This is a genomic window from Streptomyces sp. NPDC059788 (assembly GCF_042732265.1).
Classification (GTDB): Bacteria; Actinomycetota; Actinomycetes; order Streptomycetales; family Streptomycetaceae; genus Streptomyces.
The window spans coordinates 26,970-39,845 of record NZ_JBHWHY010000016.1 but is presented as its reverse complement, the minus strand read 5'-3'; the positions used below and the strand labels follow the sequence as shown (position 1 = coordinate 39,845).

The following is a 12,876-nucleotide window of genomic DNA, read 5'->3' as shown; positions in this document are numbered from 1 at the left end:
ACCGGCGCCGTGTGCGTCGTTTTCGAGCAGGCGACATTGCCCGCAACGCTTGGGCCTTATGCCCGGCCCCCCACAAGACGAAACCGCCTGGTAACGCTTTAATTATGCGTGGGTCCGCATAGCGCTGCACGAGGCATCACCCTACGGCCGTACCGAACAGTGCGCCCAGGACGTACGTCACACCGGCCGCCGCGCCGCCGAGGGCCAGCTGCCGCAGCCCGCTGAACCACCAGGACCGCGCCGTCACCCGCGCCACGACGGCCCCGCACCCGAAGAGCCCCACCAGCGCCAGCAGCACCGCGGGCCACAGCTCGGAGGCGCCCAGCAGGTACGGCAGTACGGGCAGCAGGGCGCCCAGCGCGAAGGAGCCGAAGGACGAGACGGCGGCGACCGTCGGCGACGGCAGATCGGACGGGTCGATGCCCAGCTCCTCGCGGGCGTGGATCTCCAGCGCCTGCTCGGGGTCGGCGGACAGCTGCCGGGCCACCTCGCGCGCCAGCTCCGGCTCCACACCGCGCGACTCGTACAGCGCGGCCAGTTCCTCCAGCTCGTCCTTCGGGTGCTTGCGCAGCTCGCGGCGCTCCACGTCCAGTTCGGCCAGGACCAGCTCCCGCTGGGAGGCCACCGAGGTGTACTCGCCGGCCGCCATCGAGAAGGCACCGGCGGCCAGGCCCGCGAGGCCGGTGATGATGATGGTCTGCTGCGAGACCGCGCCGCCCGCGACGCCGGTCATCAGAGCGAGGTTCGACACCAGCCCGTCCATCGCCCCGAAGACGGCGGGGCGCAGCCAGCCGCCGTTCACGTCGCGGTGCGTGTGGTTGTCGCGGTGGGCGATGTGCGTGGGCGCCGAAGCGTCCATGACTTCCATGACGGACATATAGGGACCCGTTCCCTTCTCGCGAGGTGTGGGCCGATGCCGGCGCTTCCCCCTCCAACACCTCGAAGCTATGCGCCGCTTACCCCGCCGCGCTAGCAAGGAAGGCCGAACTTACTGCGCTGACCTGCGGTTTTACGGGAGGGGTGGGCGGGGGTGAGGGGTGGATCACAGGGAGCGGGGTGGTGGGGGCGGGCAGCGGGCGGGGGCGGGGTGCGGGAAACCGCATTCAAGACTGCGGAAAACCTCAGTGCGGGCGGGGGTGGCGGCGCGGGAATCTGTAAACGTTTCCAGTAGGCGGTGTGGGAGGGGGCGGCGGGGATGGGACCGAAGGCGGGAGAGCGGGAGTACGGAAGCGGTGGAGCGGGGGCCGGGCACGGCAGAGGGGCGGAGGCCGGGTCCGGCGGTGAGGCGGCGGCCGGGCACGGCGATGGCGGGGCGGCCGGGCACGGCGGTGGGGCGGGGATGCGCGGCGGTACGGCGCCCACCGTGGAGACCATCGCGGCGCGGGCCGGTGTCTCCATCGCCTCCGTGTCGCGGGTGCTGAACGGGCACGGCGCGCGCCCCGACACCATCACCCGCGTCGAGCGGGCCGCCGCCGAACTGGGCTACGTCGCCAACGCGGTGGCCCGCTCCCTCAAGGGCGGCCGCTCCCTACAGCTCACGTTCGCCATGCAGGACATCGGCAATCCCGCGTACGTCTCCATGGTCCGCGAGATACAGGCCGTCATGAAACCGGCGGGTTACCGCCTGCTGCTGCACTCCACCGACGCCGTCGTGGAGGACGAGCTGGCCGCCCTGCACAGCCTCGCGGACCGCACGAGCGACGGGCTGATCCTGTGCCCGATCCGCATCACGCCCCGGCATCTGGAGGCCCTCGCCCGGGCCGCGCGCCCGGTCGTCGTCATCGGCTCGCTCCCGGACGGCATCCCGCCCGGCGCGCTCGTGGACAGCGTCCGCGCCGACTCCGTGACCGGCGCCGAGGCCGCCGTACACCATCTTGTCGAGACGGGCAGACGCCGCATCGCGTTCGTCAACGGCCCGGCCGACACGGTCCCCGGCCACAACCGCGCCCTCGGCTACCGCACCGCGCTGGAGTCCTGCGGCATCGAGTTCGACCCCGCGCTGACGGCGGCCACGGATTTCACCGTCGAGGCGGGCGGCGCCGCGCTGCACGGCCTGCTCGACGCCCGGCCCGACATCGACGCCGTCTTCTGTGCCAACGACCAGCTCGCCCTGGGAAGTTCGCAGACGCTGCACAGCCGCGGCCGGTCCATCCCGGGCGACGTCGCGGTGGCCGGGATGGACGACACCCTGCTCGCCAGGGCCGGATGGCCGCCGCTGACCAGCGTGGATCTCGGCTCGGCCGAGCGCGGCCGGATCGCGGCCCGCATGATGCTGGACCGGCTGCGCGAGCCGGCCGGAGCGCCCCGCGCGCCGGCCCGCCGCGAGACCGTCATGCCCCGCCTGGTCGTCCGCGCCTCCTCCGCGCCGGTCACCGCCTCCATATGACGGCCCGCCGGGGCAGCCCACCCCGGCCGGGCCGCTCGTAACCGTGTCACCGCCTTGCTGGCGCCCAGGCACCCGCGGCTCCCGCCTCCGGGCCGCGGCGGCCGCCGCCGAGCTGCCGCACCGCTGGGGCCCGCACGATTCACCGCGTCACACGTCCGTACGGCTCACCCGACCTGCACAGCTCACTCGACCCGCACAGCTCACCCGCCCCGTACGGCTCACTCGACTCACACACCTCACCCGTCCTGCACGACTCCCCCTACCCACACACCCCCACGGTCCGCCACGCCATACGACCCGTAGAGGACGCCTCCACACCGCGAGACAGATCGGCAGTCACATGAGCGCACTGCACCTTCCGCTTCCGCACTCACCATCGCCCCGGCGCCCGCCGCTGCGCCCCGTCCCACCGCCCGTTCCCGCGCCCCGGGCCGGATGCTCCGCCCGACTGCGGGAGCACGCCCGCGGCGCGATGCTCGGCCTCGCCGTCGGTGACGCGCTCGGCGCCCCCGCGGAGAACATGAAGCCCTCGCAGATCCGCCGGCGCTGGGGCCGTATCGAGGATTTCGTGACGGACGACCCGGTCGGCACGGACGACACCGAATACGCCATCTTCTCCGGGCTGTTGCTGGCCGAGCACGGATCGTCCCTCACCGTGGCGCATGTCGAGGCGGCCTGGCACCAGTGGATCGCCGACCTCGACGAAGGCCCGTTCCGCGGCGCGGGTTTCAGCGAGCGCGGCACGCTGGAGAACCTGCGCCGGGGTCTGACCGCCCCCATCTCCGCCCAGCACCGGCACGCCTGGAGCGACGGTCTGGCCATGCGCGCCGCGCCCTTCGGCGTCTTCGCCGCGGGCCGCCCCGCCGAGGCCGCCCGGCTGGTCGCGGTGGACGGCACGGTCAGCCACGAGGGCGAAGGCATCTACGGAGGCCGCGCCGTGGCCGCCGGGGTCGCCGCCGCCATGGTGGCCGGGTCCACGGACGCCGTCATCGCCGCGGCGCTGTCCGTGGTGCCCGAGGACTCCTGGACCGCCCGCTCGCTGCGCCGCGCGATCGCCGCCGCCCAGCGCTCCCGGCTCGCCCCGGACGGCACCCGGCTCGGCACCGAGCGCGCGGTCCGCTCCGCCGTCGTCATCGGCGGTTATCCGTGGACCGACCTGGCACCCGAGGCGGTGGGACTGGCCTTCGGCGCGTTCGCGGCGTCCCGCGGCGACTTCACCGCCTCGGTGCTGACGGCGGTCAACATGGGCCGGGACGCCGACACGACGGCAGCGGTCGCGGGCGCCCTGGCGGGTGCGCTGGGCGGCGCCGAGGCCGTCCCGGAGCACTGGGCCGCGGCCATCGGGCCGGCCCGCGGCAGCTGCCTGCCGTCCATGGCGGGCTACCACGTCCTGACCGTCGCGGAGTTGCTCACTCCCCTCCCCGAGGGGGCGACGGCGTCATGACCCGTGAGGCCTCCCGCGAGCCGCGCCCGTTCCGCATGCGCCAGGGGTCAACGCCCCCTGTCCGAAGCCCACTTGCAAAGAGGGTGAGCGGCGCCGGCCCGGCACCCCCGGACCAGGACACCGCCCGGTGCCGGGCCACCGGTCCCCCGGGTCCGGGCGGGTCCGCCGCGCCCCGCCGTATCGAGGGGCTGCTGCTCGGGCTGGCGGCGGGGGACGCCGCCGGATGGCCCGCGGCGCGGCACCGGGCGGCGCGGATGCCCGAGTGGACCCGGCGGCTGACCCGCGAACTGGACACGTTCGCGGAGCAGAACGCGACGACCACCCTCCCCGTGCCGATCGCGCTCAACCAGCCGCCCGAGCCGCTGCGCCTGGGCCCGTCGGACGACGCCGAGTGGGCGGCCTTCGCCGCGCAGGCCGTGCTGACCGCCGCGGGCGCGCCGCTCAGCGACCTCGGCCGGGACCGCCGGATGCGTACCGCCATCGACCTGGCGTGGAACGCGCTGGCCGACGAGATCGCCGCCGCGGCCGAGCGGGCACCCGAGGTGGAGTCGGCCGTACTGCCGCTGCGGGCCCGCATCTCCGTACGGGCCGGACTCGGCAACCTCGCCGCCGGCCTGCGTCCCCCCGCCACCGGCCACGACAACCCGCACTTCTTCGACGACGCCGCCTGTGTACGGGCCTGTGTGCTGGCCGTCGTCCATCCCGGCAATCCGCAGGCCGCCGCGGAGCTGGCGGAGTTCGACGCCCGGTACACCCAGGACGGCGACGGGGTGCACGGCGCCCGCGCCATGGCCGCCGCGGTCGCGGCGGCGCTCGGCGGTGCCACGGCGGACATCTGCGCCGACGTGGCACTGGCCCAGCTTCCGGAAGGGACGGAGATCCGGCGCAACGCGCTGCACGCCGTGCGCCTCGCCCGCGACGTGACCGCCGGCCATCCCGCCCGCGGCCCGGCCGGCCACCCGGGCCGCGCCGGGGGCGCGTTCGCCCTCGTGCCCACCCTGGAGCACGAGATCGTCGATCACGTCTACAGCTACGGCATCGCCGCGGCCGAGACCGTTCCCGTCGCGCTCGCCCTCGGTGTCGCGGGCGGCGGGCGGCCCGCCGAGGCCGTGCCCGCCGCCGCCTGCCTGTCCCGCGTGGCCGACTCGGCCCCCGCACTCACGGGCGCGCTGACCGGCGCGATCAGCGGCGCGTCCGGTCTCCCGGGCACCTGGCGCGACGCCTGCCGCACCCTCTCGGGCTGCGCGCTGCCCCGGCTGGCGGGCACCGACCTCGTCGACCTGGCCGCGCGGCTCGCCCGTACGGACCTGACCGCACCGGAGCCGGGCGTGCCCCCGCCCGATCCACCCGGGCCCAGTGCCCGTACGTCAGAATCCCCGCCCCGGAAGGACTGACCCGGCCATGACGCAGCCCGTATCCCCCGAATCGCAACCGGAACAACCGCAGGCACCCGCCCAAGCAAGGGCACAGACACCGGAACCGGCACCGGCACCGGCACCGGCTGGGGCAGCAGAACCGCAACCGGGCCCGGCTTCCCCGCCCTCGTGTCCCTCCCTGGTGGACCGGGCGGTCGGCTGCCTGGTCGGTGCCGCGGTCGGCGACGCCCTCGGCGGCCCGGTCGAGGGCTCGACGCCGGAGCAGATCACGGCGCGGCACGGTGGCCGCGTCACCGGCATCGTCGGCCCCTTCCACGCGAACTGGCGTACCGCGCGCCCCCTCGCGCCGTACCACAAGGGCGACGGACACGTCACGGACGACACCCTCATGACCCACGCCCTGGTGCGGGTCTACGAGAAGGTCCGCGACCACCTGGACGCGTACGCCGTCGCCGAACACCTGGTGCCCGACCTGATCGGCACGCCCCGCTGGATTCCCGAGCTGGAGGCCGAGGCGCTCCTGCTGCACCGCCTCTTCCTCGCCGAGAAGTGGCTCGTTTCCCGGCTGCACTACGGGCACGTCGACCCGCGCGAGGCGGGCGTCGGCAACATCGTCAACTGCGGCGCGGCGATGTACATGGCGCCGGTCGGCATCGTCAACGCCGGCCATCCCGAGGGCGCTTACGCGGAGGCCCTGGACATCGCCGGTGCTCACCAGTCGTCGTACGGACGGGAGGCCGCGGGAGTGTTCGCGGCTGCCGTGGCCGCCGCCTGCAAGCCGCAGGCCACGCCCGTCTCCGTGGTCGAGGACGTGCTCCGTCTCGCCAAGGACGGGACGCGCGCCGCCATCGAGGCCGTCTGCGGGGCGGCCGGGCGGTGCGCGGACTTCGAGTCCGCCTTGCGTCCGCTGCGTACGGCCGTCGCGCCGTTCGACACCGTCGGCCCCGACTACCGCGCCCCTTCCCTCGGCGCCCGCCGCCCGTCCCGGCTGCATTCCATCGAGGAACTGCCGGTCGCGCTGGGCATGTTGCTCGTCGGCGCGGGCGACTTCCGCCGTACGGTCCTGGGCTCGGTCAACTACGGCCGCGACTGCGACTCCATCGCCACCATGAGCGGCGCGGTCGCGGGAGCCCTGCACGGTGCGCGAGCGGTCCCCGCGGAGTGGAGCGAGGGCGTCTCCCGGGCGAGCCGGCTCGATCTGCGCGCGCCTGCCATGGCGCTCGCCCAGGTCGCCCGCGAGGTCTTCGCGAGAGACCGGCGGCGCCGGCTCGACCACGAGCGCGCCTTCGCCGCGATCGGGGGTGCGTGATGGCCCGCCGGCAGCCGGGCGAGTCCCCGGACCAGCGCCCCGCGGCCCTGCGGCTGACCTGGGTGCAGCCCGAGGATCTGATCGGGCACGAGCTGCGGCAGGCCGCCGAGGACGGCCGCGACGCCTCCGCCGTCGAACACCGCTGGCGCGCGGCCGGCGGCCACCCCGCCCCCGGCCGCGCCGGTGCCTCCGCCCGCCCGGCGGACCCACGCCTGCGCGCCCTGGCCGCCCGTCTGCTCGACGAGCTCGCCGCCCTCCCCTCCCCCTCGGCCGGCGACGAGCCCACCGATCTCCCCGCGATCAAGGCGGCTTGCCCCGCCTGGCCGACGGCACCGGCGCCCGCCTCCGCACCCGCACCCGCGCCCGGTTCCCTGCGTCCCCGCCTGGAGGCCGCCTGGCTGGGGCGGGCGGCCGGGTGTCTGCTCGGCAAGCCGGTCGAGACCCTGCCGCTCGCCGGCATCCGGGCGCTCGCCCGGGCCACCGGAAACTGGCCGCTGCGCGGCTGGTTCACCGAGGTCGGCCTGGACCCGGCGATCGCCGCCCGGCACCCCTGGCACAGCCACAGCCGTGCCACCTCGCTGGCCGAGAGCATCGACGGGATGCCCGAGGACGACGACCTCGACCACCCGGTGCTCGGCCTGCTCCTCCTCCAGCGGTACGGCCACGGCTTCCGCACCACCGACGTGGCCCGGCTCTGGCTCGACGAGCTGCCCGCGGGGCGGACGTTCACCGCGGAGCGCGTCGCGTACCGCAATCTCCTGGACGGCATCGAGCCGCCGCACACCGCCTCCTTCCGCAACCCTTTCCGGGAGTGGATCGGCGCGCTGATCCGGGCGGACGTCTTCGGCTGGACCCGCCCGGGCGACCCGGCCCGGGCCGCGGAGGCCGCCTGGCGGGACGCGACGCTCACGCACACCGCCAACGGTGTGTACGGCGAGATGTTCGCGGCGGCCGCCATCGCGGCGGCAGCGGGCGGGCACACCGACGTGCACGGCTGCCTGCGGGCCGGGCTCGCCGTCGTACCGCGGCGCTCGCGGCTGGCCCGGGCCGTACGGTTCGGCATCGAGACGGCGCGCGCCGAACCCACCGGCTCCGACGCCGGTTTCGCGGACGTCGTCGACCGGCTCCACCACGCGTACGGACACCACCACTGGGTGCACGTCGTGCCCAACGCGGCGCTGCTCGCCGCCGCCCTCACCCATGCGGACGGCTCCTTCTCCGGCTCGATCTGCCGGGTGGTGTCCGGAGGCTGGGACACCGACTCCAACGGCGCGACGGCCGGTTCGCTCGCCGGTCTGCTGGCGGGGACGCCGGAGGCGCTGCCCGTCCGCTGGACCGCACCGCTCCGCAACCGCCTCGCCACCACCGTCAGCGATCTGAACGGCATCGGCTTCGACACGCTCGCGGCCCGCACCGCGGACCTGGCCGTCGCCGGCCGCGGCACCGGCCCACCACCAGGAGGCACCGGTCCATGAGCGCTCCCCTCCCCCGGCCCGGCTCCCACCACTTCACCGAAACGAGGCACGCCGTGCATCAGCGACAGCCACCGCCCGAAAGCCGCCCTCCCTCCACCGCCCCCACCCCGGATTCGCCCCCGGAGGCCGCCGCCCCGTCGGCCCCCGCTCCCGGGCCGCTCGCCGGGCTGCGGGTGCTCGATCTGGCCACCCTGTTCGCCGGGCCGCTGGCCGCCACCCTGCTCGGGGACTTCGGGGCCGAGGTCATCAAGATCGAGCACCCACGGCGGCCCGACCCCTCGCGCGGGCACGGCCCGGCCAAGGACGGCGTCGGCCTGTGGTGGAAACTGCTCGGCCGCAACAAGCAGACCGTCACCCTCGACCTCGCCGCGCCGGACGGCCGGGACGTCCTGCTCGAACTGGCCGCCACCGCCGATGTCGTGATCGAGAACTTCCGCCCCGGCACCCTGGAGAAATGGGGGCTGGGCCCGGCCGAGCTGGCCGCCGCCAACCCGGGGCTGGTGCTGGCCCGGATCACCGGGTTCGGCCAGTTCGGGCCGTACGCCCACCGGCCCGGCTTCGGCACCCTCGCCGAGGCGATGAGCGGGTTCGCCGCGCTCACCGGCGAGCCGGACGGCCCCCCGATGCTGCCGCCCTTCGGGCTCGCCGACTCCGTCACCGCGCTGACCGCCGCGTACGCCGTCATGGCGGCGCTGCGCGGACGCGAGGCCGACGGCCGGGGCCAGGTCGTGGACCTGGCGATCATCGAGCCGATGCTGACGGTCCTCGGCCCGCACCCCGTCTGGTACGACCAGCTCGGCCACGTCCAGCCGCGTACGGGCAACCGCTCCGCCAACAGCGCCCCGCGCAACACCTACCGCACCGCCGACGGCGCCTGGCTCGCCGTCTCCGCCGCCACCGCGTCCGTCGCGGAGCGGGTACTGCGCCTGGTCGGCCGCCCGGAGTTCGTCCGCGAGCCGTGGTTCGCCACCGGCTCCGGCCGGGCCCGGCACGCCGACGAGCTGGACGCGGCGGTGGGCGGCTGGATAGCGCGGCACGACCGGGACGAGGTGGTGGCCGCATTCGAACGGGCCGAGGCCGCGGTGGCGCCGGTCTGCGACATCCGCGCGGTGATGGACAACGAGCAGTACCGCGCCCTGGGTTCGATCACCGAGGTCCCGGACGACGAACTGGGCACGGTCCGGATGCAGAACGTCCTCTTCCGCCTCTCCGTGACGCCCGGAGCCATCCGGTGGGCGGGCCGCCCGCACGGCGCGGACACGGACGCGGTGCTGTCCGGGCTGCTCGGCCTGTCCGCGGCGCGGATCGCGGCACTGCGCGCGGACGGTGTCGTATGAGCGCCACCCCCGCCACCGGCACCGCTCCGGCCGACGGCGCCACCCCGTCCACCGCCGGGACCGCCCCGGCCGCCGACGCGGCACCATCCGCCGTATCGGTCGCCGTCCCGCCGCTGACCTGGCTGTACGTGCCGGGCGACCGCCCGGCGGTGGTCGCCAAGGCGCTGGCGTCCGGAGCCGACGCGGTCGTGATCGACCTGGAGGACGCGGTCGCCGCCGACCGCAAACCGTACGCCCTGCGGGCCACCGCCGAACTCCTCGCCGAACCACAGCCCGCGCCGTCCGGCCCGGACTTCGGCTCCGCCCCCGCCATCCATGTACGGGTCAACGCGCTCACCGGCCCGCGCGCCGCGACGGAGATCCGGAGCCTCGCGGCGCTTCCGGCGCTGGCCGGGCTCCGGCTGCCGAAAGTGGACGGCGCCGCCGACATCGTCCGCGCCGCGGCCTGGGCGGCCACGGCAGGACCCGGGGGCGCGGCGGGGGTGCCGCCGCTGTACGCACTGCTCGAATCGGCGCTCGGTGTGGAGCAGGCCTTCGCCGTCGCCACCGCGCACCCGGCGCTGTGCGGCCTCTCGTTGGGCGAGGCCGACCTGCGGGCCGAGCTGGGCGTACGGGACGAGGACGGGCTCGGCTGGGCCCGCGGCCGTACGGTGATCGCCGCGCGCGCGGCCGGGCTGCCGCCCCCGCCGCAGTCGGTGTTCCCGGACGTGCGCGACACGGAGGCGCTGGCGCTGTCCTGCGCCCGGGGGCGGGCCCTGGGGTTCCTCGGCCGGGCCGCGCTGCACCCGCGCCAGCTGCCGGTGATCGAGCGCGCCTATCTGCCCACCGCCGAGGAGGTCGAGGGCGCCTCGGAGACCGTACGGGCGGCGGCCGGGCGGGCCGGTGCCTGTGCCCTGCCCGACGGCCGCTTCGTCGATCCGGCCGTGGTCGCCGCCGCCCGCCGGACCCTGGCGCTGGCGGCCCGTGGCACCCGGTTCGGGGAGCACCGGTGAACCCGCACACGACGGAGGCCGCCCCGACCCCATCGGGTCAGGACGGCCTCCGTAAGGCTCGGGCGGTGCGACGCCGCGGGTCAGGACTCCTTGCCGCTCCCGGACCCGGCGTCCTTCGTCAGCTTCGCGGCGCCCTTGGCCACGCTCTCCTTGCCGCTGCCCGCGGCCTCGGGCGCCTGGGGGCTCTTGCCGTCCTCGTCGCCCTCGGCACGCTCGGCGGTCTTGGTGCCTGCCGTCGCACCGGCGGTCCGCGCGTCCGCGCCGTCCGTCTTCGCCTCCGCTCCGTCCGCGGCGGCGTCCAGCGCGGCCGGCTCGACGACCTCCTCGCGGCCCGGGATCTTCTTCGCGGAGATCACGATGTAGGCGACGGACACCACGAGGCCGATGAGCGCGGTCCACACGTTCAGGCGCAGGCCCAGGATGTGGTGGGCCTCGTCGACCCGCATGTACTCGATCCAGGCGCGACCGGCGCAGTACGACGCCACGTACAGTGCGAACGCCCGCCCATGGCCCAGCTTGAAGCGCTTGTCCGCCCAGATCACGAGCAGCGCGACACCGATGCACCACAGCGACTCGTACAGGAACGTCGGGTGGTAGGTGCCGCCGACCCGGCCGATGGACGGATCGTCGCTGATCTTCAGCGCCCAGGGGAGGTCGGTGGCGCGGCCGTAGAGCTCCTGGTTGAACCAGTTGCCCCAGCGGCCGATCGCCTGGCCGAGGGCGAGGCCCGGCGCCAGCGCGTCCATGTAGGCGGGCAGCGGGATGCCGCGGCGGCGGCAGCCGATCCAGGCGCCCACCGCGCCGAGCGCGACGGCGCCCCAGATCCCGAGGCCGCCTTCCCAGACCTTGAAGGCGTTGAGGGGGTGGCCGCCCTTGCCGAAGTACGGCTCGTACGTCGTGATGACGTGGTAGAGGCGGCCACCGACGAGCCCGAAGGGCACCGCCCACACGGCGATGTCCGCGACGGTCCCGGAACGGCCGCCGCGCTGGATCCAGCGCTTGTTGCCGAGCCAGACGCCGATGAAGACGCCGATGATGATGCAGAAGGCGTAGCCGCGCAGCGGGATCGGGCCGAGGTGAACGACACCCGTGGAGGGGCTGGGAATGAATGCGAGGTCCATGGCAGGGACGACGCTACCGCGCCAGGTGGGCGCGGCGACAACCCACCCGGCTACGGCTGTGTAACGACCGTCACTCCCGGCGGTCGGTCACGGCCCCGGCGCGGGCCCGCTCCGTCACCGGACACCGATCACCCGGAGCGCGGCCCGGCCCCCGAGGGCGCGTCGCGCGAAGCGGTGCCGCCGGCTGCCCGGGACGAAGCGATGTCACCGTGCCGGGGCCCGGTCCGCGCTCCCGCCCGTGTGGCCGGAATCCGCGCCGGCACCGGCGGTGTGTCCCGCCCCGGCGCTGTGGCCGGCCTCGGCTCCGGCGACGGCCCCCTGCCCGGCACCGGCCCCGTGTCCCGCACCGGCGGTGGTGCCCGCGCCCGCCGAGTGCCCGGTCCCGCTGCCCGCAGAGTGTCCGGCTCCGCTGCCCGCCGAGGCGCCGGCCGTGCCGGCACCGGTCCCCGCCGGGTCGCCGTCGTGTTTCGCGCCGGTCGGCTTGTCCCCGGAGGAGCCGCCGCCCGCCTTCTTGTCCTTGGCGGCGTCCCGCACCTTCTTCTTGAGCCCGTCGGGGGTGAGGTTCTTCTCGTCCGCGAGGTTCTTGCCGTTCAGCAGGACGGTCGGCGTCCCGCGGTAACCGGAGTTGGTGAAGGCGGAGTTGGACTTGTGCACGAAGTCCGTGTACTTGCCGTCGTTGACACACTGGGTGAAGGCGTCGCCGACCAGCCCGTTCACCTTCCCGGCCAGCTGGATCAGGTACTTCTTGTCGGCGAAGCGGTCCTGCTGCTCCGGCGGCTGGTTCTCGTACAGCACGTCGTGGTACTCACGGAAGCGGCCCGCGTCCTGGGCACAGAGCGCGGCGTTGGCGGCGGTGACCGACCCCTTGCCGCCCATGCTGCCGTCGATGATCGTCGCGAGGTGGTAGTCGCTCTTGAGGTCGCCGGAGTCCTCCAGCTCGTGGATGGCGCCGCGGAAGCCCTTCTCGAACTGGGCGCAGGCGGGGCAGCGGAAGTCCTCCCACACCGTGAGCGTGGACGGGGCCTCCTTCTTGCCGACCGGTACCGCGGGCTTGTCGCTGTCCTGCGTCCCCTTGGGCAGGGCCACCTTGCCGCTGTCGGAGTCGTCGCCCGAGGAGGCGGCCCAGACGCCGATGCCGCCGGCCACGACCAGCACCGCCACCACGGCCCCGGCGACCTTCAGCTGCCGGCCGCGCCGCTCGCGCGCCTTCTCCTTCTCGCGCTGGGCCTGCAGCCGCTCGCGGGCGCTGCTCTTTTTGTCTTGATTGTTCTGGCTCACGCCCCTGAACAACGAAGCGGAGGGGCGCCCTCGCACCCCTCCGCCGCGTTCTTCGTCCTAACGAGGGACAGCCGCGCCGGGCACCGGCCCGGACACGCGCGGGCATCCCACCCGCACGTGCGACCGGACGCGGATGTACGACCACACGCGGAGGCACG

At 75.2% G+C, this 12,876-nt stretch carries 10 protein-coding genes; 7 read left to right on the top strand and 3 right to left on the bottom strand.

The window, feature by feature from the left end; genetic code table 11:
• Positions 1–136: 136 nt before the first annotated feature.
• A complete protein-coding gene (locus ACFV57_RS15875) occupies positions 137–868 on the bottom strand; it encodes a VIT1/CCC1 transporter family protein (protein WP_385231591.1) in 732 nt (243 codons plus the stop codon).
• A gap of 327 nt (positions 869–1,195) precedes the next feature.
• Here ACFV57_RS15875 and ACFV57_RS15870 point away from each other — a divergent pair, with 327 nt between their 5' ends.
• The 7 genes from ACFV57_RS15870 (at position 1,196) to ACFV57_RS15840 (ending at position 10,319) form a co-directional block, all read left to right on the top strand.
• The gene (locus tag ACFV57_RS15870) at positions 1,196–2,386 is read left to right on the top strand and encodes a LacI family DNA-binding transcriptional regulator (RefSeq protein ID WP_385231327.1); all 1,191 of its coding nucleotides are present in this window, start codon (positions 1,196–1,198) and stop codon (positions 2,384–2,386) included.
• A gap of 340 nt (positions 2,387–2,726) precedes the next feature.
• Positions 2,727–3,830 carry an ADP-ribosylglycohydrolase family protein gene (locus ACFV57_RS15865; protein ID WP_385231324.1) on the top strand — a complete coding sequence of 368 codons (1,104 nt, stop codon included), beginning with the start codon at positions 2,727–2,729 and terminating at the stop codon, positions 3,828–3,830.
• A gap of 35 nt (positions 3,831–3,865) precedes the next feature.
• Positions 3,866–5,224, top strand: a complete 1,359-nt coding sequence (locus ACFV57_RS15860; RefSeq protein WP_385231588.1) for an ADP-ribosylglycohydrolase family protein — start codon at positions 3,866–3,868, stop codon at positions 5,222–5,224.
• Positions 5,225–5,231: 7 nt separating this feature from the next.
• A complete protein-coding gene (locus tag ACFV57_RS15855; protein ID WP_385231321.1) occupies positions 5,232–6,515 on the top strand; it encodes an ADP-ribosylglycohydrolase family protein in 1,284 nt (427 codons plus the stop codon).
• A complete protein-coding gene (locus ACFV57_RS15850; RefSeq protein WP_385231318.1) occupies positions 6,515–7,990 on the top strand; it encodes an ADP-ribosylglycohydrolase family protein in 1,476 nt (491 codons plus the stop codon). The genes ACFV57_RS15855 and ACFV57_RS15850 overlap by 1 nt, the downstream gene beginning before the upstream one ends.
• Positions 7,987–9,327 (top strand): CaiB/BaiF CoA transferase family protein, encoded by a 1,341-nt coding sequence (locus ACFV57_RS15845; protein ID WP_385231315.1) that lies wholly within the window; start codon positions 7,987–7,989, stop codon positions 9,325–9,327. The genes ACFV57_RS15850 and ACFV57_RS15845 overlap by 4 nt, the downstream gene beginning before the upstream one ends.
• A complete protein-coding gene (locus ACFV57_RS15840) occupies positions 9,324–10,319 on the top strand; it encodes an HpcH/HpaI aldolase/citrate lyase family protein (protein ID WP_385231312.1) in 996 nt (331 codons plus the stop codon). Before ACFV57_RS15845 ends, ACFV57_RS15840 begins: the two co-directional genes overlap by 4 nt.
• Before the next feature lie 80 nt (positions 10,320–10,399).
• Here the strand turns inward: ACFV57_RS15840 and lgt are convergent, their stop codons facing one another.
• Both lgt and ACFV57_RS15830 read right to left on the bottom strand, forming a co-directional pair.
• Positions 10,400–11,440, bottom strand: coding sequence for a prolipoprotein diacylglyceryl transferase (lgt, locus tag ACFV57_RS15835; RefSeq protein WP_385231309.1), 1,041 nt, complete (start codon positions 11,438–11,440; stop codon positions 10,400–10,402).
• Positions 11,441–11,644: 204 nt separating this feature from the next.
• Positions 11,645–12,718, bottom strand: a complete 1,074-nt coding sequence (locus ACFV57_RS15830) for a DsbA family protein (protein ID WP_385231306.1) — start codon at positions 12,716–12,718, stop codon at positions 11,645–11,647.
• Between the last annotated feature and the right edge of the window lie 158 nt (positions 12,719–12,876).

Bases quoted from the DNA above. Each gene is read 5' to 3' on its own strand.
- ACFV57_RS15840 (WP_385231312.1), top strand. From the start codon at position 9,324: ATGAGCGCCACCCCCGCCACCGGCACCGCTCCGGCCGACGGCGCCACC.
- ACFV57_RS15845 (WP_385231315.1), top strand. From the start codon at position 7,987: ATGAGCGCTCCCCTCCCCCGGCCCGGCTCCCACCACTTCACCGAAACG.
- ACFV57_RS15855 (WP_385231321.1), top strand. From the start codon at position 5,232: ATGACGCAGCCCGTATCCCCCGAATCGCAACCGGAACAACCGCAGGCA.
- ACFV57_RS15875 (WP_385231591.1), bottom strand. From the start codon at position 868: ATGGAAGTCATGGACGCTTCGGCGCCCACGCACATCGCCCACCGCGAC.
- ACFV57_RS15865 (WP_385231324.1), top strand. From the start codon at position 2,727: ATGAGCGCACTGCACCTTCCGCTTCCGCACTCACCATCGCCCCGGCGC.
- ACFV57_RS15860 (WP_385231588.1), top strand. From the start codon at position 3,866: ATGCGCCAGGGGTCAACGCCCCCTGTCCGAAGCCCACTTGCAAAGAGG.
- ACFV57_RS15870 (WP_385231327.1), top strand. From the start codon at position 1,196: ATGGGACCGAAGGCGGGAGAGCGGGAGTACGGAAGCGGTGGAGCGGGG.
- ACFV57_RS15850 (WP_385231318.1), top strand. From the start codon at position 6,515: ATGGCCCGCCGGCAGCCGGGCGAGTCCCCGGACCAGCGCCCCGCGGCC.
- lgt (WP_385231309.1), bottom strand. From the start codon at position 11,440: ATGGACCTCGCATTCATTCCCAGCCCCTCCACGGGTGTCGTTCACCTC.